This is a genomic window from Paraburkholderia sp. SSBN10T (assembly GCF_056619545.1).
In genome coordinates, this window is the sequence record NZ_JBWQQI010000006.1 from 280368 (window position 1) to 301673 (window position 21306).

Below are 21306 nucleotides of genomic sequence, written 5' to 3' on the forward strand. Positions count from 1 at the left end.
TACCACATCGTCTTGTACGAATGTGCGAGACGCGGCGAGATTGCGATCTGACGGAGCGAAGGGTACGCATAGCCAGGACCCAGCGGCGCGCAGCGCGCTAACGGCCCGGGAGGCAACCGGCGTGCTGACCCGGCGCGGGCCCGGAGCTCGCCGCAAGCTTCAGCATCTTCAGCCAGCGCGACGGCGAGATGCCCCATGCGCTGGTGAAGTGCCGCGTCATATGGCTTTGGTCGGCGAAGCCGGCGGCGGCCGCGGCGTCAGCCAGCGGCCGGCCCTCGGTGGCGAGCCGGCGCACCAGGTCGAGCCGCCGCAGGGTCAGATAGCGGTGCGGGCTGGTGCCGAACAGCGTACGGAAATCGCGCGACAGGCTCCATTTGTCGCGCCCGCTCGCCATGGCCAGTTCGTCCAGCGTCACGGCGTGGTCGAGCGAATCGTGAATGTATTGGCGCGCCCGCTCCGCCGCCTGATAGTCGGCCGTCCGCTTGCCCGCTTGCGGCGACCCGCCGGCTACGGCGTCGAGCGCCATGGCCAGCTCGAAAATCGCGTCGTCCTGTTCGAGCGGCTCGAGCGCGCAGTCGAGCGCCTGCAACAGGCCTTCGGTGGCAGCGAACAGACGCGGGTCGTGCGAAATTCCGCCTTCGATAAAGGGCAGCGGCTTGCCGCCCAGCGCCTGCTGAAACAGCGCCGGTTCCACATAGACCATGCGGTAGCGAAAGCCCTCGTCGGTGCCGGCCTGGCCGTCGTGCGCTTCGTCCGGATGCAGCACCATGGTGGTGCCGGGCACGCTATTACGCAGGCTGCGGCGGTAATGGAAGCTCTGCACGCCGGCGAGCGTGCGGCCGATCGCGTAGGTGTCGTGGCGGTGCAGGTCGTAGGCGTTGTGATGAAAGAACGCTTCGATGCGCTCGATGCCGCCCGTTGGCGGCGCACGGTCGATCCAGTCCGCGGCCGCGCCAGCGCCGCGGCGGGCCTTCAATATCACGCTCATGATTCGCTTGAAAGGTTCAGGCGCCGAGTCCGGGGCCGTAGTTGCTGCCGAGCAGCCGGGTTACGGCGCCGATGTCGGCATAGTCCTGCTCGGGCAAGCCGTCGAGCATGGCCAGCACTTCATTGCTCACGCCGGCTTCGCGCGCGGCATCGACGAGGCCGTCCTTGTTGATCGGATAGACGAGCTCGCGCAGCACATCGCTGATCTGCAGATCCAGTGATTCGCCAGGGATAGCCGGGTTGGCCATGCACGCGCTCCTTGATGGGTGTGACGATTATTATGCGGTTGCGTGGCGCCCCTGTCTCATGCAGCACAGAGGGCGTCGTTTGCATCATGAGCAACGCCGCCACGAAACGGCGCTCAGGTTTGCAGATGTTCGTCCTGCGCATTCAGACCGCGCTCCAGATGACGCGATTTCGGCAGCGCGATATGCTCCCACTGCTGCGGCCGGTTCCCGTCCGTGACGGCCACATCGGGAGCGGCAGGCGCTACCGGCGCTGCGTTGGCGCGTTCCGCCGCGCGATTGACGGTACTGTCGAGGGCGGTATGAACCGGCGCCGCGAAGCACGAAGCCGACAGCGTGACCATCACCATTAGTGTCGAGGTTTTCATCGCCCGACCTCCTTTGCTCATGCAGCGCACAGGCTGCAGCAAGCGCCGTGCCATGCCTGCGGCCGCAGGGTGGCGTGCGCCTCGTACGGCCGCGCTCGCGACGCGCCGCACTTCTTCCATCTTAGACGGCAAATCTTGCAACTTCCGCAAAAAAAGCGCCACAAGGCGATAACAGCGCGGAGCAGGACCGCGAGGGCTTATGCCGTCTACATCAATCATCGCAGAAAAGCGGCGCTTGTGTCGGGAGCAGCGATGCGGGCGCCTAACGCAAAATTTCGAAGCGCGTCCACGGCCACGACGGACGGTCCTGCATATAGCCGTTGAGCCAGTTCCACTGCGGATGGAGCTTCATGAAGGCCTGCGCGTCGAACGGCCTGCCGCAGGGGTGGCCCCAGCGCGCGTCGAAGGCCATTTCGCGCGCCATCTCGCTGTCCACCACCTTGCCGTCGTTGGCGCCCCACGGATTGAACGGCCCCTGATCGGAGCCGCCGAAACGTGCGTCGTCCAGTTCGAGGTGGCCGCAGATGGTGCGTGAACAGGGGTTGTCGCGGCGGTCCAGATACACGTCGTGATGGTCGGCAATCATCTGCCGCGCCAGTTCGGCATCGATCTTGCCGTGATGCAGTTCGGCGAGTTGCATGAAGCGTAGCCGCCGTGCGCCGTTCTTGCGCACGTCGGTATAGTCCTCGCCTTCGCCGATGCACTCCTGGTTGCGGATCTTCAGGTCGGTCGCCGTGTTGTAGCCGCTGTAGAAACCGTCTCGGGTGCTTTCGAAGCCGGAGTAATGCAGGCCAAGTTCATAGCGGGCGATTTCGCCGGTTTTCAGGTCGCCGAGCAGCCAGCTATTCGCATAGCCGCCGTTATTGGCGATCGCGAACATCTCACACCATTCGCCGATACTGTTCGCATACTGCGTAGCGCGCCGCGAGCGGTAGAACTCCGGCGCGCCGGCCGGGTTATAGCCGGCGAAGTTCGAGATCGTAGTTTCGGTCACCATCAGGCCGGCGGCGCTGATCCAGAAATCGGTGAGGCTAGAAATGCAGCCGGGCAGCCCTTGCATCAGGATACGGTGACCGGCTTCCGGCACGATGTCGAAGATCACGTTGAAGGCGTCGCCTGCCGCGTAGCGGTCCCATGAGTTGTGCGCCATCACGATGCGGCCGTCGCGGGTGGCGTTGCCGGTGGCGATAAAGGCGCTGCAGTGATGGCCGCGCCGTCCGCGCCACGGCTTGATGCCGAGGCGCGGCTGCTGCGCGGCCACGTGGCTCGGCCACCAGCTTTGCAGCAGATCCATGTAGCCGTTCCAGGCGAGCACCTCGGCGAACGGCAGCTTCGCGCCGTCGGCGATACCCTGGATTTCGTCGGCGAATTCGCTGTCGAGCCGAGGCGCGAACTGGGTCACGGCGGCATTGACGAAGGTGTCGAATTCTTCGCCGGTGTCCCATTTCGCGAGATAGCGCGCGGTGCGGATCGCGTTCTGGATTTCGTCGGCGAGCAACTGGCCGTGCTGTTCGCCGCGGTCGTACGGTTCGCCCTCGATATGCACGAAAATCCAGCCCGCCTGATCGCGGCGCACCGCATCGGTGGATGGATCGCTCATTTTCGCTCCGGGTCGAAGCCGCGCGGCGCCAGCGGGCGCCCGCTGCGGCGTTTCAACCGCGCCGCGCAAGGCGGCGTGCTGCTCGTTTCATTGTAGGGCGGATGCCGCGCTTTGCCACGCGGGCAGGCGCCGGGCCTGGCGTCTGGCGCGAGGTGAGTCCGGTCCCGGTGCCGCAAGCGTTTAGCGGGTCGGATTCATGCGGAAATAGGCGTCGAGCAGCGAGGTCTTGTAGACGACCCCGGCCAGTTTCGGATGCGCGAGACTCTCGATGACCGGCAACCGCTCGCCCTGGAACGCCATGAAGTGCTGCAGCGCGACGCCGAGCGGCATATCGGGCGTCAGCACGTCGAAGTGCGCCTGAAGGTAGTCGGCGGCGGTTTTCGTCGCGGTGTCGCGCTTTTCCAGCAGGTCGGAGGTGATGTCCTTCAGCGCGACCACGCCGAGGAATGCGCCGTGCTCGTCGGCCACGTACAGATATTTCACCGGATATTCGAGGAACACCCGCGTCATGTCCTGCACCGTCGCGGCGGGCGTCACCACCGTCTCGGCCGGGCGGATCAGTTCGCGCATCTGGGTGGCGCGCAGGCGCTCGCGTTCCTGTTCCTCGCGGTTGCGGTGCAGGGTGATCTCGTACATCGAAGTCTTGCCGATGGCGCGCGCCACAAAATACGCGACCACGCACGACAGCATCAGCGGCAGCACGACCTGATAGCTGAGCGTCATCTCGAAGATCATCAGGATCGCCATCAGCGGTGCCTGGGTGGCGCCGGCGAGGAATGCGCCCATGCCGACCATGGCGTACGCGTAGGGCGCCGAGGTTCCGTGCGGCCACAACGCATGCATGCCGAGGCCGAACAGCGAGCCGACCACCGCGCCGACGAACAGCGTCGGCGTGAAAACCCCGCCTACCGCCCCCGAACCGGCAGTAGCGGCGGTGGCGATCAGCTTGAAGACCAGCACGAAGACAAGCGCCGTCCAGGTCCACGGCGAATGGAGGATCGAGTTGACGACGCTGTAGCCATTGCCCCAAACCTCGGGCGACCAGACCGACAGAATGCCCACGACAAAACCGCCCAACGCGAGTCTTACGGGGAGCGGCAAGGGCAGCTTGCGAAACCCCGCCTTCGAGACGTCGAGCATGCGCAGGAACTGTGGCGCCGCTGCGCCGCACAGCACGCCTAGCGCGACGAACAGCAGGACTTCGAGGCCGGCTATGGGCGGAAACGCCGGCATCTCATAAGGCGGACGGTAGCTCGTGAACTCGCGCATGGTGATGTTCGCGACCACCGCGGCAACCACGACCGGCCCGAAGCTTTCCATCGCCATCGAGCCGAGCACGATCTCGGTCACGAAGAAGGCGCCGGCAATCGGCGCGCTATACGCCGAGGTGATGCCGGCTGCCGCGCCGCAGGCCACCAGCAGACGCAGGCGCGGTGGGTCGAAATGCACCCAGCGGCCAATCAGCGAGGCGGCGAGCGCCGCCAGTTGCACCATCGGCCCTTCACGGCCGATCGAGCCGCCGCTCGAGATCGTGAACAGCGACGAGACGCTGCGCCAGAAGCTCAGGCGCACCGGCACCACGCCGTCGCCGATCGCCACGGCTTCCATGTAGTCGGTGTGGCCGTTCTTGTCCGCGTGGCGGCGCGCGACCAGCAGCAGGAAGCCGGCAATCAGGCCGCCCGCGGCGGGCAAGCAGATGCGCACGGTCCACGGCAGGCCGCGCGCCATCTCCACGAAGCTGCCCGAGTGGCCGACAAACCCCAGTTGCAGCAGCGAGATGGCCTCGCGAAAGGCGATGGTCGCAAACGCGCCCGCGACGCCCACCACCACCGACCAGACCAGCATCGTGTGGGCGTCCGACAGCCGGAACATCTCTTGCGCGCGGGTGCGCAGCTTCAGCAGGAATGAAAGCACGACGGCAGCAGGCCAGGTGATGAGTGGAGAGAAACCGCGCGCAAGAATAGCATTGCGCGGTGCGCCTGGGAGCGGCCCGACGGGGCGGTTTGGGACCGGCGCAACCCGCGCTCGCCGCGCCGGGCGCGATGAACCGTCGGGGCCTGCGTGACGCTCACCGGACGGCCTTGTCGAGTTCCGGATAGTGCCGGAAGATGCCCGACTCGTTGTAGGCGAGGCGCCGCTCCGAGGCCAGATAGGCCGCGATGTTCGGGCGCGCCGCGACCGCATCGTGCAACGCGGCGAGGCGCGGGTAGTGCTCGCCGAAACGCCGGGTTGCCCGCGGAAAGGCGTAATGCAGACCGTCGATCAACTGGAACATCGAGAGGTCGACGTAGGTCAGCGCGGGGCCGACCAGATGCGCGTCGCCCGCCGGATTCTGCTGCAGCACGCGCTCGAAGTAGCGCATGAATTTCGGCAAGCGCTGGTCGATGAAATCATGCGCGCGCAGCTTGGCGGCATCCTTCTGTTCCTCGTAGTAGAGGCCGGAGGCGAGCGGGTGATGGGTCTCGTGAACTTCGGTGACGACGTCGGCAATCGTCAGTTGCAGGCCGTTCGCCACATAGCGCAGGCCCTCGTCGGCGGGCGCGAGGCCGAGCTTCGGGCCGAGGTAGAAGAGGATGTTCGCGGTCTGCGAGATCAGCAGTTCGCCGTCACGCAGAAACGGCGGCGCGAACGGCGGGCACGCCTCGCTCCGGCTGCGCATCACGGCCAGCATCGCACCGGTGCCGAGGCCCTGTGCTTCGTCGCCGCGTGCGACCTCGACGTAGTCAGCACGTGCTTCCTCCAGCGCGAGCCGCACGAATTCGCCGCGACCCTGCAAGCCGTCCCAATAGTAGAGTTCAAAGCTCATCGATCGATCCTCATTCGGCTGGTCCAGATGGCGCGGGGCGTCGCGCGCACGGCCAGTATGCTGCCCGGGCGCGCGGCGTTGTGCACCGCGATGCGCAAAACCCCGCACGCAGCGGGGTTCGTAGCCTGACGCGCGGCGTTAGCCTCGCGCTTCGACATGGTGCTTCAAGCCGGCGCATCAGCCAAGCAGGCGCTGCACGGCCCAGGTGATGCCGAGCCCTCCGCCGATCAGCCACACGTACAGGATCAGCCCGGTGGTGAGCGCGCGCGGGCCGGCTTCGCGGATCTGCGCAATGCGGGTTTCGATGCCGAGTGCCGTCATGGCCATGGTCAGTGCGAAGGTGTCGAGCGTGTTCAGGGTTTGGGTGGCCGCTTCGGGCAGGACATGCAGCGAATTCATCACCACGAAGCCGAGGAAGCCGAGCGCGAACCAGGGAATCGCCAGCTTGCGCGGCGCATGCCGCACAGCGGATTGCGCACCTGGCGCCGCGCTGCGCGCCGGGCGGTTGAGCCACACGCCGATCGCGAGCAGCACCGGCACCAGCAGCATCACCCGCGTCATCTTGACGATGGTCGCAATGTGGGTGGCTTCCGGGCTGACGTTGCTGGCCGCGCCCACGACCTGCGCCACTTCATGAATCGTGCCGCCGAAAAACAGGCCCGCGCCGACCGTATCGAGATGCAGCCAGCCCGCCTTGAACAGGATCGGGTAGAGGAACATCGACAGGGTGCCGAACAGCACCACGCTGCCGACCGCCATCGCGCTCTTGTGCGGCTTCGATTGCAGCGTCGATTCGAAGGCAAGCACCGCCGCCGCGCCGCAGATCGCACTGCCGGCGGCGGTGAGGAGCGCGGTGTCGCGGTCGAGCTTCATCAGCTTCATGCCGGCCCACGTGCCGATGGTGAGCGTGCTGACGACCACCAACACCGATTCCACAAAGCCCGGCAAGCCGACCTGGGCGATTTCCTGCAGGCTCACGCGCAGGCCGAAGAACGCCACGGCGATGCGCAGCAGCTTGCGCGCGGAAAAGTTGACGCCTGCCGCCCAACTGGCGGGCATGCCGTCGCGCAGCGCATTGCCGTACAGGGCGCCCGCAACGATGCCGACGATCAGCGGGCTGAGGCCGAGGCCGGCGATGGCCGGCAGCGCGGCGATGCGCGTGACGGCGGCGGCGAACAGGGCGACGAACAGGATGCCGTTGAGCTGTCCTCGGGTGGAGGAAACGGCGTGGTCGTGAGCGGCGTGAATCTGGGCGGTGGACATGATGCTTGGGTGCCCGCCTGGAAGGCGGTTCTGATTGAGTACGCTTATCCTAGTTTGAATATATCAACATGAAAAATCGTCATTTGTGACGTAAACTATCTGCTGAAACGATATTTACTTCCCATGACCCCCGATCAGCTTATAACTTTCGCCGCCGTCGCCGAGCATCGCAACATCAGCCGGGCGGCAGTTGCCTTGCATCTGTCGCAGCCGGCGGTGTCGGGGCAGTTGCGCCAGTTGCAGGACGAGTTCGGCGAGGCGCTCTATCAGCGCGACGGCCGCGGGGTGCGGCTGACCCCGGCAGGCGAGCAGCTCGCCAGCTACGCCGGCCGTTTGCGCGACACCTGGCGGCAGGCGCACGCCTACCGCGATGCGTTGCGCGGACTGGAGCGCGGCACGCTGCGCGTCGGCGCGAGCACGACGCCGGCCAGCTACCTGTTGCCGTATCTGATTGCCGGATTTCACCGGCGCTATCCGGAGGTGACGCTGCATACCGTCGACGGCAATACCGCCGATATCGTCGGGGCGCTGGCGTCGCTCGATATCGCGATGGTCGAAGGGCCGGTCGGGGCCGATCTGCCACCGGATACCGCCGTGCATCCGTGGCGGGAGGATGAGATCGTGGCGATCATGCCGCGCGCGCATCCGCTCGCGCAGGGTTTGCCGGCCGGGTGCGACGCGGCTCCGGGCGCCGCCGCAGCGGCCGGTCGGATCGAACTGGAAGCGCTGGGTGCGCACCCGCTGGTGCTGCGCGAAGCCGGCTCGGGCGTGCGGCAGATGGTCGAGCGGGCGTTCGCGCGTGCCGGCGTGCCGATGCGGGTCGCCCTCGAGATTGCCGGCGTCGAAGGCGTGAAAGAGGCGGTGCGCGCGGGCATGGGAATCGGCTTCGTGTCGGCCATGTCGATGCGCCACGAGGGCGGGGCGTTATGCCTGTTCTCGCTCAGCCCTGAACCGCTGACACGGCATTTCTCGATCCTGATCCCGCACGCCAGCGCGCCGTCGCGGGTGGTGGAGCGGTTTCTGGCGCTGACCGCCGAGGATGCGGTCTGATTGCGTTTGAACCCCAGCGTGGGGCGAAGTCTTGTTGCGCCGGAACGTGCACGATACGCTCCACGAACCTGCACCCGTGTTTTAGGGATTTCCACTATGGCGCCAAGGCTCGCTCAGGGAGCACTATCTCGTAACAGAAGCGCATCGGCGCTTTTTTTAAATAATCAGATGGAACCGGTTCCATCTGTGCGAAATCGAGAGAAAGCAGGGTGATTAGCAAATGTCCGAGATAGCGATTGTCGCGAGTGCTTTCGGCGCCGATGCGATCCGGCGCGACGGCCACGCGGCCTGGGTAGAAGTCGCGGCGCGCGCCGGCGCGGCGGCCTTCGAGGTGCGCAGCGAGCTGTTCGCCTCCGAGGCGCAGGCCAGCTTGCCGGCCTTGCGTGCGCTCGGCGAAACGATCGGGGCGCATGGCTTGTGGTCGGTCTACTCGACGCCCGTGTCGCTCTACACGGCAAGCGGCGCGCTCGACGAAGCCGCCTTGCGGCTAGCCGTGACGCAGGCGGATGCGCTAGGTGCGCGCTTCGTGAAACTGCAGCTTGGCGGCTTCGGCGCTGATGTGCAAAAACCGGGCAGCCCTGTCAATGCCGATCATGCGCTCGACCACTTCACCGCCGGCGCTCCGGCCCACGCCCATGGCGCCCGGATCGCCGCCTGCCTGCAGGGCGTGCGCGCCCGCCTCGTGGTCGAAAACGGCCAGTTGCGCGAAGGTGGACTGATCGTCCAGTTCGCCGGCCTGTTCGATGCGTTGCAACGCGAGGGACACGCCGGCATTCTGGGCATGACGTTCGACATCGGCAACTGGCAGTGGCCTGGCGAAGCGCCCCTCGAAGCCGCGCGGCAACTCGCGCCGCATGTCGAATACATCCACTGCAAGGCGGTCGCGGGCGAGGGCGCGCGGCGCTTTGCGGTGGCTCCGGCGGCGGACGATCCGTTGTTCGCGGGAACCCTGCAGCTTTTGCCTCGCGAGGCGCCGCGCGGTATCGAATTTCCGTTCGACACGAGCCGTGTCGCAGCGGACGCGTCGCACTACGTCGCCTCGCTGGTTGCCGCGTGATGGGCCGACTCAACCCGCCAGGCCCCGTGCACGGCATGAATCCGTACGATCAGGAAACGCTATGAACCCCACTCTCGATGTCATCACCTACGGCGAAGCGATGGCGATGTTCGTTGCCGCCGAAACCGGCCCGCTCGCCGGTGTCGGCCGGTTCACCAAACGCGTCGCGGGCGCCGACCTGAACGTGGCGATCGGTCTCGCGCGGCTCGGTTTCAAGGTGGGCTGGATGAGCCGGGTCGGCAACGATTCGTTCGGCCAGTACGTCCGCGAAGTCCTGAGCCACGAAGGTATCGACCAGCAGCGTGTGACGACCGACGAGCGCTATCCGACCGGCTTTCAACTGAAGTCGAAAAGCGACGACGGCAGCGACCCAGCGGTCGAGTATTTCCGCAAAGGCTCGGCGGCGAGCCACCTGTCGCCGGACGACTACGCGCCGTTCTACGTGCTGCCGGCGCGTCACCTACACCTGACCGGCGTGGCGCCCGCGATCTCCGCGTCGTCGCGCGAACTGGCCTTTCTGCTGGCGCGGGAAATGCGTGCGGCAGGCAAGACGATCTCGTTCGATCCGAACCTGCGCCCGACGCTGTGGCCGTCGCGCGCGGCGATGGTCGAAGGCCTGAATGCGCTGGCCGAACTGGCGGACTGGGTGTTGCCGGGAATCGGCGAAGGCGAGATCCTGACCGGGTACACGAAGCCCGAGGACATCGCGAGTTTCTATCTGGAGCGCGGCGCGCGCGGCGTCATCATCAAGCTCGGCGCGCGCGGCGCCTACTACCGCACGGCGGACGAGGCCGGCGTGGTCGCCTCCCAGCCGGTCGCGAGAGTGGTCGACACCGTGGGGGCGGGCGATGGTTTCGCGGTCGGCGTGGTTAGCGCCTTGCTGGAAGGACGGTCGTTGCTGCAAGCCGTGGCGCGTGGCAACCGGATCGGCGCGCTGGCGATCCAGGTGATCGGCGATTCCGAAGGCCTGCCGAGCCGCGCCGAGCTCGACGCGCTGGAGCAGGCCGACGCCTGCGCCGCGGACACCGCTTTGAGCGGCGTCGGCTGAGGCGCAAGCTTTGCAGTTAGCCGCTTAGACGTAAAACGCTCGACGCATAACAACAAGATGCCGCAGACGCGGGTATCAGTACGCGGCAGCCGACGGCACCCCGATCCAACGGACAGGAGACAAACCATGACCTCATCGCTTGCGATTCGCCGCTGGTGGACGATCATGCCGATCGTATTCATCACGTACAGCCTCGCGTATCTCGACCGCGCGAATTTCGGCTTCGCGGCCGCGGCCGGGATCAACCAGGATCTCGGCATCAGCAAGGGGCTGGCGTCGCTGATCGGGGCGCTGTTCTTTCTCGGCTACTTCTTTTTCCAGATCCCCGGTGCGATCTACGCCGAACGGCGCAGCGTAAAAAAGCTGGTGTTCTGGAGCCTGATCCTGTGGGGCGGCTGCGCGGCGCTAACGGGCATCGTCAGCAATATCCCGTCGTTGATGGTGATTCGTTTTCTGCTCGGCGTGGTCGAAGCGGCGGTGATGCCGGCCATGCTGATTTTTATCAGCAACTGGTTCACCAAGCGCGAGCGCTCTCGCGCCAACACTTTCCTGATCCTCGGCAATCCGGTCACGGTGTTGTGGATGTCGGTGCTGTCCGGGTATCTGGTGCATTCGTTCGGCTGGCGCCAGATGTTCATTGCGGAAGGCGCCCCGGCCATCGTCTGGGCCGTGTGCTGGTGGTTCATCGTGCGGGACAAGCCGGCGCAGGTGTCGTGGCTCACGCAGCAGCAGAAGGACGATCTCGCCGAAGTCTTGCGTGCCGAACAGGCCGCGATCAAGCCGGTGCGCAACTATGCCGAAGCGTTCCGCTCCGCCGCGGTGATCAAGCTGTGCGCGCAGTATTTCTGCTGGAGTATCGGCGTGTACGGTTTCGTGCTGTGGCTGCCGTCGATCCTGAAGAACGGCTCGACGCTCGGCATGGTGGAAACCGGCTGGCTCTCGGCGCTGCCGTATCTGACCGCGACTATCGCCATGTTGGGTGCGTCGTGGGCTTCGGATAAACTGAATCGTCGCAAGGTGTTCGTCTGGCCGTTCCTGCTGATCGGCGCGGTGGCGTTTGCGGCGTCCTATGCGATCGGCTCGACGCATTTCTGGATTTCGTATGTCCTGCTGGTCGTCGCCGGCGCCGCGATGTACGCGCCGTACGGACCGTTCTTCGCCATCGTGCCGGAGCTGCTGCCGAAGAACGTCGCCGGTGGCGCGATGGCCTTGATCAACAGCATGGGCGCGCTCGGCTCGTTCGTCGGTTCGTACGTGGTCGGCTATCTGAACGGCGCCACCGGCTCGCCGGCTGCATCCTATGCGTTCATGAGCGTGGCGCTGGTCGCCGCGGTGCTTCTGACGCTCGCCGTGAAGCCGCAGCCGGCAGCCGCCGCACCGCTCGTCGCCTCACCCTTGCAAGGAAAATAAGCTGATGAAGACGATTGTCGCCTACAAGCCGCTGCCCGACGATGTGCTTGCGTATCTGCGCGAGCATGCCGAGGTCGTGCAGGTCGATGCCGCGCAACACGATGCGTTCGTCGCGGCGCTCAGGGACGCGGACGGCGCGATCGGCGCGAGCGTGAAGATCACCCCGGCCATGCTCGACGGCGCGACGAAACTCAAGGCGCTGTCTACCATCTCGGTAGGCTTCGACAACTTCGATGTCGCCGATCTCACGCAGCGCGGCATCGTGCTCGCGCATACGCCGGACGTGCTGACCGAATCGACCGCCGATACGGTGTTTGCGCTGATTCTCGCGACGGCCCGCCGGGTGGTCGAACTGGCCGACTGGGTCAAGGCCGGGCAGTGGCAGAAAAGCATCGGCCCCGCGCAGTTCGGGCTCGACGTGCAGGGCAAGACGCTCGGCATCGTCGGGCTGGGCCGCATTGGCGGCGCCGTGGCGCGGCGCGCGGCGCTGGGTTTCAACATGCAGGTGCTGTACACCAACCGCAGCCCGAACCCGCAAGCGGAGGCGGCCTACGGCGCGCGCCGTGTGGAGCTGGCCGAACTGCTGGCGAGGGCCGATTTCGTCTGCCTGCAGGTGCCGCTCACGCCCGAGACGCAGCACCTGATCGGCGCGGCCGAACTGCGCGCGATGAGGAAGAGCGCGATCCTGATCAACGCTTCACGCGGTGCGACCGTCGACGAGGCCGCGCTGCTGGAGGCATTGCGTGCCGGCACGATTCACGCGGCGGGTCTCGACGTGTTCGAAACCGAGCCGCTGCCTGCCGCTTCGCCGCTGCTGTCGCTGCCCAACGTGGTGGCGCTGCCGCATATCGGTTCGGCGACGCACGAGACGCGCCACGCAATGGCATTGAACGCGGCCGAGAATCTGGTCGCCGCGCTCGCCGGCACGCTGACCCGCAACGTCGTGAATCGCGACGTTCTACGCAAGTGAGCACATCGTGAGTACTCCGCATACCCTCGCGCCGCGCCGCGCCACCATCAGCGACGTAGCCCGCGAAGCCGGCACCGGCAAGACCAGCGTCTCGCGCTATCTGAACGGCGAGCTGAGCGTGTTGTCGCCGGAGCTGCGTGCCCGCATCGAAGCGGCGATCGAGCGTCTCGACTATCAGCCCAATCAGATGGCGCGTGGCCTGAAGCGCGGCCGCAACCGGCTGATCGGCATGCTGGTCGCGGACCTGACCAATCCGTTTTCGGTCGAGGTGCTGCAAGGCGTCGAAGCGGCCTGCCACGCGCTTGGCTATATGCCCTTGATCTGCCATGCGGCCAACGAAGTGGAGATGGAGCGCCGCTATCTGCAACTGCTCACCACTTACCGGGTGGAGGGCGTGATCGTCAACGCGCTCGGCGTGCGCGACGAGACCTTGCGGCCGGTCGGGGAAGGCGGGATTCCCGCCGTGCTGGTGGACCGCACGGTGGACGGCCTCGTCGCCGATCTGGTCGGGCTCGACAATACCGCTGCGGCCGAACTGGGCACGCGTCATCTGCTCGAGCGCGGCTTCGAGGACATCTGGCTCGTCGTGCAACCGTTCGAGCACGTCAGTTCGCGGCGCTTGCGCGAGGCGGCGTTTCGCGCGGCGATCGACGGGCAAACGCGGGCGCGAGGCCGGACCGTCGTGCTGGAACTGGGCGATGCAGCGGCGGTCGAGGCGATACTCGCCGAGCTCGATCGCGCGTTGGACACCGCGCTCGAGGACGTGGCTGGCGTTACTCCAAGCGTGAGCCTCGACTTCACGACCGGCGCCACGCTCGACCTCGTGCACGGTGTCCCCGTCGATCTCGCGTCCGGCACGACACCAGGCACCACGTCCGACGCGCCGTCAGGCGCCGTCCCCGGCCACCCGCACGCTACTGCCGCCAAGGATATGCGCCGCCTCGCGCTGTTTGCAGCCAACGCTCCCGTCGCGCTGTGCCTCGCCCGCCATCTGAACGCACGCTACGGCGCACGCTGGCAGGAGCGCATCGCGCTGCTGTCCGTCGACGACCCCGAGTGGGCCGAATTCGCCGGCATCACGACGATCCGCCAGCCGACCTATCAGATCGGCTACCGCGCGGTGGAGTTTTTGCATGAACGCATCGACGGGGTTCAGACGGCCGTGCGCGACTGTCTGCTACCCGGCGAATTGATCGTGCGCGCGTCAACTTCGCGCTGATCTGCGATGATTCGGGCTGCGGCGCGCAGCGGGTGCGCGCCGGTCATCGCAAGGAAACCCATGGTCGTTGCACCGCTCACGCTTACCTGTCTCGCACTCGCGACGCTGTTCGTCGCCGTTCTACCGATTGTCCTCTACCGTCGCCTGCACCGTCCTCTCGGGCTGAGCGCCCGCGATGCGATTGCCGGCGTTGCCGTGTTCGCGCTGTGCGCCATGGTGATCGAACGCGCCTTGAATGGTTATGTCCTGCATCAGAACGAGACCACCGCGGCATGGTTGTCCAATCCGCTTGTGTTCGTGATCTACGGCGCGCTGGCGGCGGGGGTATGCGAGGAAGTGGGGCGCTTCGTCGCCATGAAGCTGATGTGGCGGCGCGCCATGGCGGCTGATGCGGCGCCGGATGCGTCGGCGAACCGGACCACGGATGGAGCCGTCACGAGCGCCGCTCGCGAGGCCACTACGGCGGCCTCGCGGCCTTCATTGGAGGCGCGCGTGGCGATGCGCAGGAAGACAGCGGCGCCGACCTCGAAGGGCGACAGCACGGCGCTCGGCTACGGCATCGGCCATGGCGGCGCGGAGGCGTGGATGGTCGGGGTGCTGGTGCAGATACAGTGGATCGTTTTCGCAGTGCTGGAAAACCGCAGCGAGCTCGATACCTATCTGGGCAATCTTCCGGTCGATTCGCTGATGCGTATCCATCTGATCCTCGCGAGCCTGTCGCCGCAGACAACGGGGATTTTCGTGCTTGAACGGGCGGCCGCGCTGGTGTTCCAGATCGGCCTGTCGGTGCTGATGTGGCGTGGCGTGCGAGCCGGCTGGCGCGGTATCCTGCCGCTCGCCATCCTCGCGCACGCGCTCGTCGACGTGCCCGCGGCGTTGTTTCAGGCAAGGGTGCTACCGCTCTACGCAGTGGATGGCCTGTATGCTGTGCTGGCGGTGCTGGTGGCCGCCGTGCTCGTCAAGCTGTTCCGGCGCACGGCCAGCGGCGCCTGAGCGCGGCTATCCTCCGGCAATTCTCCAACCTTTGGCCTGTAAAAATGGAAGCCTACCAATACGACTGCGCGAGCCCCGATGTGGAAGAGCTGGCGCGGGTCATCAGCGACCTGTTTCCCGAACAGACCCAGTTCATCGAACGTCCCGCCGAGGACGGCACGCCGACACTCGCGGTCCACTGGGTTGCGATGCGCTTCGGCGCGGCGGCGCGCCGGATCACGGTGAGTGTGGTGAGCTCGCCGGCCGTATGGGCGCGCTACCGGGCGTTGCCGCCGCGGCATCGTGGCCGCAGCTTTGCGGTGCTGCGGGCGTACGCTGAAGCGACCATCGGCTCGCTCGAAGAGCAGTACGCGAACGGCGAGGCCGTGCCGCGCGAGGTGACGATCGAACTGGACGAGCAGTTCGCGTGACGGTTCAGCGGCTTGCCTGGTCCGCGCGCCGGTACACCTTGGCAAAGCGCGCTGCCTGCACAACGCCATAGTCGCCCGGCGCGTATTGCATGACCCAGTCGCCCGCGGTGCCGCGCAGCACGTCGCCCCCGGCCGCCGAACGCGCCAGCGAGAACGGTTCGTTCATTTGCCGAGCCAGCACGACCGCCGGACGGTTGCGGTATGCACCCGGCTCGCCGTGGGCGAGGCCTGCGGCAGCGGGGAGATATTTCGCATCGAAGCGATCGCGCGAGACCACCCAGCGCTCGCCGGTGGCGCCTGTGATCAGCGCGTCGCCGTGCGTGTAGCGGTTCGGGCCTTCGAGGCTCATCAGTTCGCCGTCGGCGGTAGCAAATTCGACGGTGACGGTTTCGTCCTTGACGACACGTTGAGCGGCTGCGTCGGAGCGCAGGTCGAGATTCTTGAGTTCGATCATGAAGCAGGTTGCCGGTAAGGAAAAAGCTGGATACGCGAATGATGCCAGAAGCATAAAGCACAACGCCTGCCGGTGAGGGCAGGCGTTATCTTAAGCGTTCGAGCGGAGGGCATGGAGACCGCGGTGCTTACCGTGGCCGTCTTGCTTCAAGAGAAGGGCAGCAGGACTGCGCTGCCCTGTTCCGCATGTGGCTCAACCCAGCCTCACATCCTTACTGCGGAGCCTTGCCGTGCTTCTTGCCGCCATGCGGCTGTTGACGGAAGGTCTGATCGGCCAGCGTCTTCTGTTCCGGCGAGAGGCTGTTGTAGAGCGGATCGAACGCGTCGACCAGCTTCTTCATGCCGTCGGCGTGTGCCTGGGCGATGGTCGCGTATTGCTTCATGTCGTCGAGCGCGGACTGGTTGGTGGCCGCCTTGCGTTGCTTGTACAGATCGCCCATGGTCTCGCCGTTGCTGCGCATCACGTCGGCAAAAGCGTTCCACTGCGGTTCCTGCGCCGGCGTGATCTTGAGCTGCGAGTGCAGGTATGCGATGCGGTCTTCCACGTTGCGCTCGTGCTTGCCCGCCGGTGCGGCGGCTGCGACAGGCGCCGAGGCCGGTGCGGCGGTCTGTGCGAAGGCGCCGCTCATGGCAAGCGCGGAGGCCAGGATTACCAGTGCTTTTTTCATCGAAACTCCTGATGTTCGTTCGTATTCGGATACAGCGTGCGGACAAGGCGCGGGTCATGCGTACGGCGTGCTGCTGATGCGCCGGCCGGAACGACCGCTTTGCCAAGCGCGTTATTAGTAACACGATATCCCTACAATGCGTCTACATTGCGACAAACGCTTACAACCGAAACGAACAGGAAACAGCGGGTGGATAAACTGGTCAGCATGGAAATCTTCGTGGCCGTGGTCGAGGCCGGCAGCCTGACAGCGGCGGCCGAACGCTTCGACATTTCGTCGGCGATGGTCGGCAAGCATATCCGCTCGCTGGAGACGCGCCTTGCCACCCGGCTCCTGACGCGCACGACGCGCCGTCAAAGTCTGACCGAGATCGGTCGTCAGTACTACGAGCAGTGTCGGCGCATTCTGGCCGATGTGAAAGCGGCCGAGTCGCTGGCCGAAGCGATGAGCGCAACGCCGCGCGGCCTGCTGAAGGTGACCGCGCCGCTCACCTTCGGCGTCGAAGTGTTCGCCCCGGCGATGACCGACTACCTCACGGCGTGGCCGGACGTGAGTCTCGAACTCGACCTGTCGAACCGCGTGATCGATCTCGTTGAAGAGAGCTTCGACGCGGCCGTACGGATCGGCCGTCTGCCGGATTCGAGCTTTGTCGCGCGACCGCTCAAGCCTTACCGGATGCGCGCCTGCGCCTCGCCCGGGTATCTCGCGCGGGCCGGCACGCCGCGCACCCCGGCCGATCTGGCGCAGCACGAGTGCCTCGGTTTTCTGCATTGGGGACGCGAGGGGATCTGGCGGCTCAACGGCGAACCGGAAGGCGAGAGTCCGTTGCGGGCGGGACGGTTTCGCGCCAACAACGGCCAGGCGCTCAAGGTGGCCGCGTTGCGCGGCTTCGGTCTGGTGTTGCAGCCGGAGGCGCTGCTCGCCAGCGAGATTGCCCGTGGCGAACTGGTGCCGGTGCTCGATGAATTTTTGCCGCCGGGCTCGCCCGTGCATCTGATCTATCCGCGTGACCGGCGCGCGACGCCGAAGCTGACGAGCTTTATCGACTTCGTGATGGAGCGCCTCGGCGCGTGAGCGGCGATAATCCGCTACTTGACTCTTTTCAAACCAGATCGCCATCGATGAGACCACCGCGCCTCGACCAACTCGACGACCTCGACCGCAACCTCGTTGCGCTGTTGCAGGCCAACGCGCGCGAAAGCGTCGCGGACCTCGCGCGCCAGCTCGGCGTGGCGCGCACCACCGTGATCGCGCGCATCGCGCGGCTCGAACGCACCAATGTGATTGCGGGCTACAGCGTGCGGCTCGGTCAGGATGTGCTCGATGCGAGCATCTACGCGTATGTCGGCATCATCATCGCGCCGAAGCACGGTCCGGACGTACAGAGGCGTTTGGGCAAGATGCCCGAGGTGCAGTTGCTGTGCGCGGTGAGCGGCGAGTTCGATTACGTCGCGTGGCTGCGCGCGGATTCCCCGGACAGGCTGAACGATCTGCTCGACCAGATCGGTGCGCTGGAGGGGGTCGAGCGCACGACGACCTCGATCATTCTGGCCCGTAAGATCGATCGGGGCATGATTGGGGGCTGACTGAGGGGATTGGGCAGCGAGCTTCGGGGGGCGCGTTTACGCTGCTTTTACGTCATTTGGTCAAATTGACGTATTCACTCGTCATATCGTCGATCTTAATGGTCATAGCGCAGCATTTTGTGCCTATAAACTGTTTTTGCTTCTCCCTAAACTGTATCGCAAGGGTTCGGCCCGCCGGGCGCAGCGCCAAGCGCAGCGCACTTTCGAAGCTGGAGACAGCATACACAGAACAAGGAGAAGCGCATGAAAGTTGCCATCGTTGGCGCAGGTTTGATCGGTCACACCATTGCCCATATGCTGCGTGAAACCGGCGACTACGAAGTCGTCGCGTTCGACCGCGATCAGCAGGCGCTCGACAAGCTGGCCGAGCAGGGCATTCCGACCCGCCGCGTCGATTCGGCCGACGCCGCCGCGCTTCGCGCAGCCGTACAAGGCTTCGACGCGCTGATCAACGCGCTGCCGTACTACCTCGCCGTGAACGTCGCGACCGCCGCCAAGGGCGCCGGCGTCCATTACTTCGACCTGACCGAAGACGTGCGCGCCACCACCGCGATCCGTGCGATCGCCGACGCATCGGACCACGCCTTCATGCCGCAGTGCGGCCTCGCACCGGGCTTTATCGGCATTGCCGCGCATGAACTGGCGAAGCGCTTCACGGAAATCCGCGACGTCAAGATGCGCGTGGGCGCGCTGCCGCAATTCCCGACCAACGCGCTGAAGTACAACCTGACGTGGAGCGTCGACGGTCTGATCAACGAATACTGCCAGCCGTGCGAAGCGATTCGCGACAGCCGCACGCAATGGGTGCAGCCGCTCGAAGGTCTCGAACATTTCTCGCTCGACGGCATCGAGTATGAAGCCTTCAACACCTCCGGCGGCCTCGGTACGTTGTGCGAAACGCTGGCCGGCCGCGTCGAAACGCTCGACTACAAGTCGGTGCGCTACCCGGGCCACCGCGAGCTGATGAAATTCCTGCTCGAAGACCTGCGCCTCGCCACCGATCGCGACACGCTGAAGTCGATCATGCGCCGTTCGGTGCCGTCGACCGCACAGGACGTCGTACTGGTCTTCATCACGGTGACGGGGATGCGCAACGGCCAACTGGTCGAAGAAGTGTTCACCCGCAAGATCTTCGCGAAGACGGTGTGCGGCATGCCGATGAGCGCGATCCAGATCACCACGGCAGGCGCGATGTGTGCCGTGCTCGACCTGTTCCGCGAGAAGAAGCTGCCGCAAAGCGGGTTTGTCCGCCAGGAGCAGGTGTCGCTGCGCGACTTCCTGGCGAACCGCTTCGGACAGCTATACGAAGGCCAGTCGCTCGACGCGATGGCGACGGTTTAAGCAGCCAGACGACGGTCATAGGCCAATTCGAGGGCCGTGTGAGGTAGGTAAGCGGTAAGCAGAATGGAACGGCTCCGCAGAGGGCTGCCCGGGCGCCCCCAGTCATTGGGGGCGCTTTTTTATTTCCAGCGCTGGATTTCAGCCCACGATTTCGGCGCGTGGTCAGCGCCTGGTCAGCGCACGACGGGCGCCTAGCCCACAATCTGCGCCAGCAGCGCGTTGTCTTCGGCCGCACCCGCTGCGGTATTGTCGAACGTCAGCAGGCCTACGCAACTCTCGCCGTCCGGCGTGAAACGGCGTTGCCGGTATTCGTCCCAATGGGCCAGCTTATAGGCGTCGTTCGGATCGCCGCGTGCGAGTATCCGCTGGCGCGCCGTCTCTTCCGAGGTGTGCACCCAGACGACCCGAATCGCCACCTCGTCGCTCACCCCGAGCCACGCCCGATCGAACAGTTTGCGCTCGCGCACTTCACGCGAGAGCGGCGCCACCACCAGCGCACTGACGCCGAGTTCGAGATTGTCGCGTGCGGTGTCGATCAGGCCGCGGTATTCCGGGTCGCGCAGATGCTGCAGGAACAGCGGGCTGTCGCGGTCGTTGGGATCGTTGGTGAGGAGTCCCATTGCGGCGGCGCTGTAGCCGCCGTAGAGCGTGTCTTTGTCCAGCAGGCAGAAGGCCTGGCCGGTCGAACTCATCAACGGGCCGAGCAGGCGTCTGGCGAGTGTCGTCTTGCCCGTGCCGGCATGTCCACAGATAAAAACCAGGTACGTCACTAGGCTTGGCCTTTCGTCGCGCCGGCCGGGGTGGTGGCGCTGGTAGTGTCGGCAAGCGGCTCGCCGGGCGCCGCATCACGGGCGAACTTGCCGTTGGCCTCGAGCCACATCACGTTGATGATGCCGAAGCCCAGCGCCACGCCGATACCGAGAATCCAACTGAAATACCACATTGCAGTCTCCTTGAGCGAAATCCCGCGCGCTCGATGCGCGACGCATCCGGTGCGTGGGTGAAGCGAAGCAAACCTGCTGGAACGTGACGGGCGTTCATCCGGACACCGGGCGGCGTGTCGCCCATACGGCACGATCATGAACAAGAAGCGGGCCGCGCGCAAGAGGGCGTGGGCTCGGCCGTTCGGCCAGGCTGGCGGATCGCCGGTACGTTGCTATGATGGATGGCGACGTGTGAATGGGAGGCGATATGGCAGATCTCTTGGTAAGAGGCGTAGACGAACGGCTGGTCAAGGCGTTGGAGCGCGAGGCGGCGGCTCACGGCCGTAGTGCCGAAGCCGAACACCTGGCTATTCTTGAAGACGCACTGCATCGGCTGGAAAACCGCCAGTTCATCAAATTGCTCATGAGCATGCCCGATGTCGGCGAAGACGCTGATTTCGAGCGGGTGGACGATACGGGCGAGGCGCCGGTTGTATTTGATTGATACCAACGTCATCAGCGAGATCAGGCGATGGGGGCGGGCCAACCCTGGTGTTCGGCGATTTTTCGAACACGCGACCGACCAGGGGCACGCTCTGTATCTTTCGGTGATTACCGTAGGAGAACTACGACGGGGCGTCGAAGTGGTGCAATATCGAGGCGACGCGCCGCAGGCGATGTTGCTCGAAGCGTGGACGAATTCGGTACTGGAGATGTTCGCTGACCGCATCCTTGCGATCGGCGAGGACGCAGCGCAAGTATGGGGGAGGTTGCGCGTCCCACGCGCAGAGCACCCAATGGACAAGCTAATCGCTGCGACAGCGCTTACCCGTGACCTGATGGTGGTCACGCGCAATGTCAAGGATTTTATGGGTACCGGGGTGCGCGTATTGAACCCGTTCGACTAAC

General features: G+C 65.5%; 24 protein-coding genes. 13 read left to right on the plus strand and 11 right to left on the minus strand.

The genetic code is table 11. The features are described from left to right. Positions 1 to 97 precede the first annotated feature (97 nt). The 7 genes from AC1ECK_RS12145 to AC1ECK_RS12175 form a co-directional block, all read right to left on the minus strand. Positions 98 to 988, minus strand: coding sequence for an AraC family ligand binding domain-containing protein (locus tag AC1ECK_RS12145; RefSeq protein ID WP_480319268.1), 891 nt, complete (start codon positions 986 to 988; stop codon positions 98 to 100). Positions 989 to 1004: 16 nt separating this feature from the next. Beyond that, positions 1005 to 1235, minus strand: coding sequence for a DUF2795 domain-containing protein (locus AC1ECK_RS12150; RefSeq protein ID WP_480319270.1), 231 nt, complete (start codon positions 1233 to 1235; stop codon positions 1005 to 1007). Positions 1236 to 1348: 113 nt separating this feature from the next. Continuing rightward, positions 1349 to 1600 carry a hypothetical protein gene (locus AC1ECK_RS12155; RefSeq protein ID WP_480319272.1) on the minus strand — a complete coding sequence of 84 codons (252 nt, stop codon included), beginning with the start codon at positions 1598 to 1600 and terminating at the stop codon, positions 1349 to 1351. 262 nt (positions 1601 to 1862) lie between these two features. Continuing rightward, on the minus strand, positions 1863 to 3200 hold the full coding sequence (locus AC1ECK_RS12160; RefSeq protein ID WP_480319274.1) for a C45 family autoproteolytic acyltransferase/hydolase: 1338 nt from the start codon (positions 3198 to 3200) through the stop codon (positions 1863 to 1865). A gap of 180 nt (positions 3201 to 3380) precedes the next feature. Further along, complete coding sequence (locus AC1ECK_RS12165) at positions 3381 to 5114, minus strand: ClcB-like voltage-gated chloride channel protein (RefSeq protein ID WP_480319276.1); 1734 nt, start codon at positions 5112 to 5114, stop codon at positions 3381 to 3383. A gap of 154 nt (positions 5115 to 5268) precedes the next feature. Beyond that, entirely contained in the window at positions 5269 to 6006 is a 738-nt protein-coding gene (locus AC1ECK_RS12170; protein ID WP_480319278.1) for a glutathione S-transferase, read from the minus strand. Positions 6007 to 6183: 177 nt separating this feature from the next. Continuing rightward, complete coding sequence (locus AC1ECK_RS12175; RefSeq protein ID WP_480319280.1) at positions 6184 to 7269, minus strand: YeiH family protein; 1086 nt, start codon at positions 7267 to 7269, stop codon at positions 6184 to 6186. A gap of 123 nt (positions 7270 to 7392) precedes the next feature. Between AC1ECK_RS12175 and AC1ECK_RS12180 the strand changes: the two genes are divergently transcribed. From AC1ECK_RS12180 to AC1ECK_RS12215, 8 genes are all read left to right on the plus strand, one after another. Then, positions 7393 to 8319: a LysR family transcriptional regulator gene (locus AC1ECK_RS12180; protein ID WP_480319282.1), complete on the plus strand. Its 927-nt coding sequence runs from the start codon at positions 7393 to 7395 to the stop codon at positions 8317 to 8319. Between the two features lie 220 nt (positions 8320 to 8539). Continuing rightward, positions 8540 to 9376 (plus strand): sugar phosphate isomerase/epimerase, encoded by an 837-nt coding sequence (locus tag AC1ECK_RS12185; protein WP_480319284.1) that lies wholly within the window; start codon positions 8540 to 8542, stop codon positions 9374 to 9376. 61 nt (positions 9377 to 9437) lie between these two features. Then, positions 9438 to 10424 (plus strand): sugar kinase, encoded by a 987-nt coding sequence (locus AC1ECK_RS12190; RefSeq protein WP_480319286.1) that lies wholly within the window; start codon positions 9438 to 9440, stop codon positions 10422 to 10424. Positions 10425 to 10550: 126 nt separating this feature from the next. Further along, positions 10551 to 11834, plus strand: coding sequence for an MFS transporter (locus tag AC1ECK_RS12195; protein WP_480319289.1), 1284 nt, complete (start codon positions 10551 to 10553; stop codon positions 11832 to 11834). A 4-nt stretch (positions 11835 to 11838) separates the two neighbouring features. Further along, positions 11839 to 12804, plus strand: coding sequence for a 2-hydroxyacid dehydrogenase (locus tag AC1ECK_RS12200; RefSeq protein WP_480319291.1), 966 nt, complete (start codon positions 11839 to 11841; stop codon positions 12802 to 12804). A gap of 7 nt (positions 12805 to 12811) precedes the next feature. Beyond that, positions 12812 to 14023: a LacI family DNA-binding transcriptional regulator gene (locus AC1ECK_RS12205; RefSeq protein ID WP_480319292.1), complete on the plus strand. Its 1212-nt coding sequence runs from the start codon at positions 12812 to 12814 to the stop codon at positions 14021 to 14023. 60 nt (positions 14024 to 14083) lie between these two features. Next, a complete protein-coding gene (locus tag AC1ECK_RS12210; protein ID WP_480319294.1) occupies positions 14084 to 15016 on the plus strand; it encodes a YhfC family intramembrane metalloprotease in 933 nt (310 codons plus the stop codon). Between the two features lie 44 nt (positions 15017 to 15060). After that, positions 15061 to 15426, plus strand: a complete 366-nt coding sequence (locus tag AC1ECK_RS12215; protein ID WP_480319296.1) for a DUF3022 domain-containing protein — start codon at positions 15061 to 15063, stop codon at positions 15424 to 15426. A gap of 4 nt (positions 15427 to 15430) precedes the next feature. Here AC1ECK_RS12215 and AC1ECK_RS12220 read toward each other — a convergent pair whose 3' ends face one another. After that, positions 15431 to 15880, minus strand: coding sequence for a PGDYG domain-containing protein (locus tag AC1ECK_RS12220; RefSeq protein WP_480319297.1), 450 nt, complete (start codon positions 15878 to 15880; stop codon positions 15431 to 15433). A 211-nt stretch (positions 15881 to 16091) separates the two neighbouring features. After that, positions 16092 to 16547, minus strand: a complete 456-nt coding sequence (locus tag AC1ECK_RS12225; protein WP_480319298.1) for a Spy/CpxP family protein refolding chaperone — start codon at positions 16545 to 16547, stop codon at positions 16092 to 16094. A 189-nt stretch (positions 16548 to 16736) separates the two neighbouring features. On the opposite strand from AC1ECK_RS12225, the gene AC1ECK_RS12230 reads away from it, so the two are divergent. The 3 genes from AC1ECK_RS12230 to AC1ECK_RS12240 all read left to right on the plus strand — a co-directional run bounded on the left by AC1ECK_RS12230 (position 16737) and on the right by AC1ECK_RS12240 (position 19474). Then, positions 16737 to 17621, plus strand: a complete 885-nt coding sequence (locus AC1ECK_RS12230; RefSeq protein ID WP_480319300.1) for a LysR family transcriptional regulator — start codon at positions 16737 to 16739, stop codon at positions 17619 to 17621. 47 nt (positions 17622 to 17668) lie between these two features. Beyond that, positions 17669 to 18133 carry an Lrp/AsnC family transcriptional regulator gene (locus AC1ECK_RS12235; protein WP_480319302.1) on the plus strand — a complete coding sequence of 155 codons (465 nt, stop codon included), beginning with the start codon at positions 17669 to 17671 and terminating at the stop codon, positions 18131 to 18133. 243 nt (positions 18134 to 18376) lie between these two features. Continuing rightward, on the plus strand, positions 18377 to 19474 hold the full coding sequence (locus tag AC1ECK_RS12240) for a saccharopine dehydrogenase family protein (protein ID WP_480319304.1): 1098 nt from the start codon (positions 18377 to 18379) through the stop codon (positions 19472 to 19474). Between the two features lie 191 nt (positions 19475 to 19665). Here AC1ECK_RS12240 and AC1ECK_RS12245 read toward each other — a convergent pair whose 3' ends face one another. Both AC1ECK_RS12245 and cydX read right to left on the minus strand, forming a co-directional pair. Beyond that, positions 19666 to 20244, minus strand: coding sequence for a P-loop nucleotide/nucleoside kinase family protein (locus tag AC1ECK_RS12245; protein ID WP_480319306.1), 579 nt, complete (start codon positions 20242 to 20244; stop codon positions 19666 to 19668). Then, positions 20244 to 20417 carry a cytochrome bd-I oxidase subunit CydX gene (gene cydX, locus AC1ECK_RS12250; RefSeq protein WP_480319308.1) on the minus strand — a complete coding sequence of 58 codons (174 nt, stop codon included), beginning with the start codon at positions 20415 to 20417 and terminating at the stop codon, positions 20244 to 20246. The genes AC1ECK_RS12245 and cydX overlap by 1 nt, the downstream gene beginning before the upstream one ends. A gap of 248 nt (positions 20418 to 20665) precedes the next feature. Here cydX and AC1ECK_RS12255 point away from each other — a divergent pair, with 248 nt between their 5' ends. After that, positions 20666 to 20902, plus strand: a complete 237-nt coding sequence (locus AC1ECK_RS12255) for a FitA-like ribbon-helix-helix domain-containing protein (protein ID WP_480319310.1) — start codon at positions 20666 to 20668, stop codon at positions 20900 to 20902. Further along, positions 20889 to 21305: a PIN domain-containing protein gene (locus AC1ECK_RS12260; RefSeq protein ID WP_480319312.1), complete on the plus strand. Its 417-nt coding sequence runs from the start codon at positions 20889 to 20891 to the stop codon at positions 21303 to 21305. The genes AC1ECK_RS12255 and AC1ECK_RS12260 overlap by 14 nt, the downstream gene beginning before the upstream one ends. Position 21306: the final 1 nt, after the last annotated feature.

What these genes read in the sequence shown, in the direction of transcription:
- AC1ECK_RS12145 (WP_480319268.1), bottom strand. Translation starts at nt 988, where the DNA reads ATGAGCGTGATATTGAAGGCCCGCCGCGGCGCTGGCGCGGCCGCGGAC.
- AC1ECK_RS12150 (WP_480319270.1), bottom strand. Translation starts at nt 1,235, where the DNA reads ATGGCCAACCCGGCTATCCCTGGCGAATCACTGGATCTGCAGATCAGC.
- AC1ECK_RS12155 (WP_480319272.1), bottom strand. Translation starts at nt 1,600, where the DNA reads ATGAAAACCTCGACACTAATGGTGATGGTCACGCTGTCGGCTTCGTGC.
- AC1ECK_RS12160 (WP_480319274.1), bottom strand. Translation starts at nt 3,200, where the DNA reads ATGAGCGATCCATCCACCGATGCGGTGCGCCGCGATCAGGCGGGCTGG.
- AC1ECK_RS12170 (WP_480319278.1), bottom strand. Translation starts at nt 6,006, where the DNA reads ATGAGCTTTGAACTCTACTATTGGGACGGCTTGCAGGGTCGCGGCGAA.
- AC1ECK_RS12175 (WP_480319280.1), bottom strand. Translation starts at nt 7,269, where the DNA reads ATGTCCACCGCCCAGATTCACGCCGCTCACGACCACGCCGTTTCCTCC.
- AC1ECK_RS12180 (WP_480319282.1), top strand. Translation starts at nt 7,393, where the DNA reads ATGACCCCCGATCAGCTTATAACTTTCGCCGCCGTCGCCGAGCATCGC.
- AC1ECK_RS12185 (WP_480319284.1), top strand. Translation starts at nt 8,540, where the DNA reads ATGTCCGAGATAGCGATTGTCGCGAGTGCTTTCGGCGCCGATGCGATC.
- AC1ECK_RS12190 (WP_480319286.1), top strand. Translation starts at nt 9,438, where the DNA reads ATGAACCCCACTCTCGATGTCATCACCTACGGCGAAGCGATGGCGATG.
- AC1ECK_RS12195 (WP_480319289.1), top strand. Translation starts at nt 10,551, where the DNA reads ATGACCTCATCGCTTGCGATTCGCCGCTGGTGGACGATCATGCCGATC.
- AC1ECK_RS12200 (WP_480319291.1), top strand. Translation starts at nt 11,839, where the DNA reads ATGAAGACGATTGTCGCCTACAAGCCGCTGCCCGACGATGTGCTTGCG.
- AC1ECK_RS12210 (WP_480319294.1), top strand. Translation starts at nt 14,084, where the DNA reads ATGGTCGTTGCACCGCTCACGCTTACCTGTCTCGCACTCGCGACGCTG.
- AC1ECK_RS12215 (WP_480319296.1), top strand. Translation starts at nt 15,061, where the DNA reads ATGGAAGCCTACCAATACGACTGCGCGAGCCCCGATGTGGAAGAGCTG.
- AC1ECK_RS12220 (WP_480319297.1), bottom strand. Translation starts at nt 15,880, where the DNA reads ATGATCGAACTCAAGAATCTCGACCTGCGCTCCGACGCAGCCGCTCAA.
- AC1ECK_RS12225 (WP_480319298.1), bottom strand. Translation starts at nt 16,547, where the DNA reads ATGAAAAAAGCACTGGTAATCCTGGCCTCCGCGCTTGCCATGAGCGGC.
- AC1ECK_RS12235 (WP_480319302.1), top strand. Translation starts at nt 17,669, where the DNA reads ATGAGACCACCGCGCCTCGACCAACTCGACGACCTCGACCGCAACCTC.
- AC1ECK_RS12240 (WP_480319304.1), top strand. Translation starts at nt 18,377, where the DNA reads ATGAAAGTTGCCATCGTTGGCGCAGGTTTGATCGGTCACACCATTGCC.
- cydX (WP_480319308.1), bottom strand. Translation starts at nt 20,417, where the DNA reads ATGTGGTATTTCAGTTGGATTCTCGGTATCGGCGTGGCGCTGGGCTTC.
- AC1ECK_RS12255 (WP_480319310.1), top strand. Translation starts at nt 20,666, where the DNA reads ATGGCAGATCTCTTGGTAAGAGGCGTAGACGAACGGCTGGTCAAGGCG.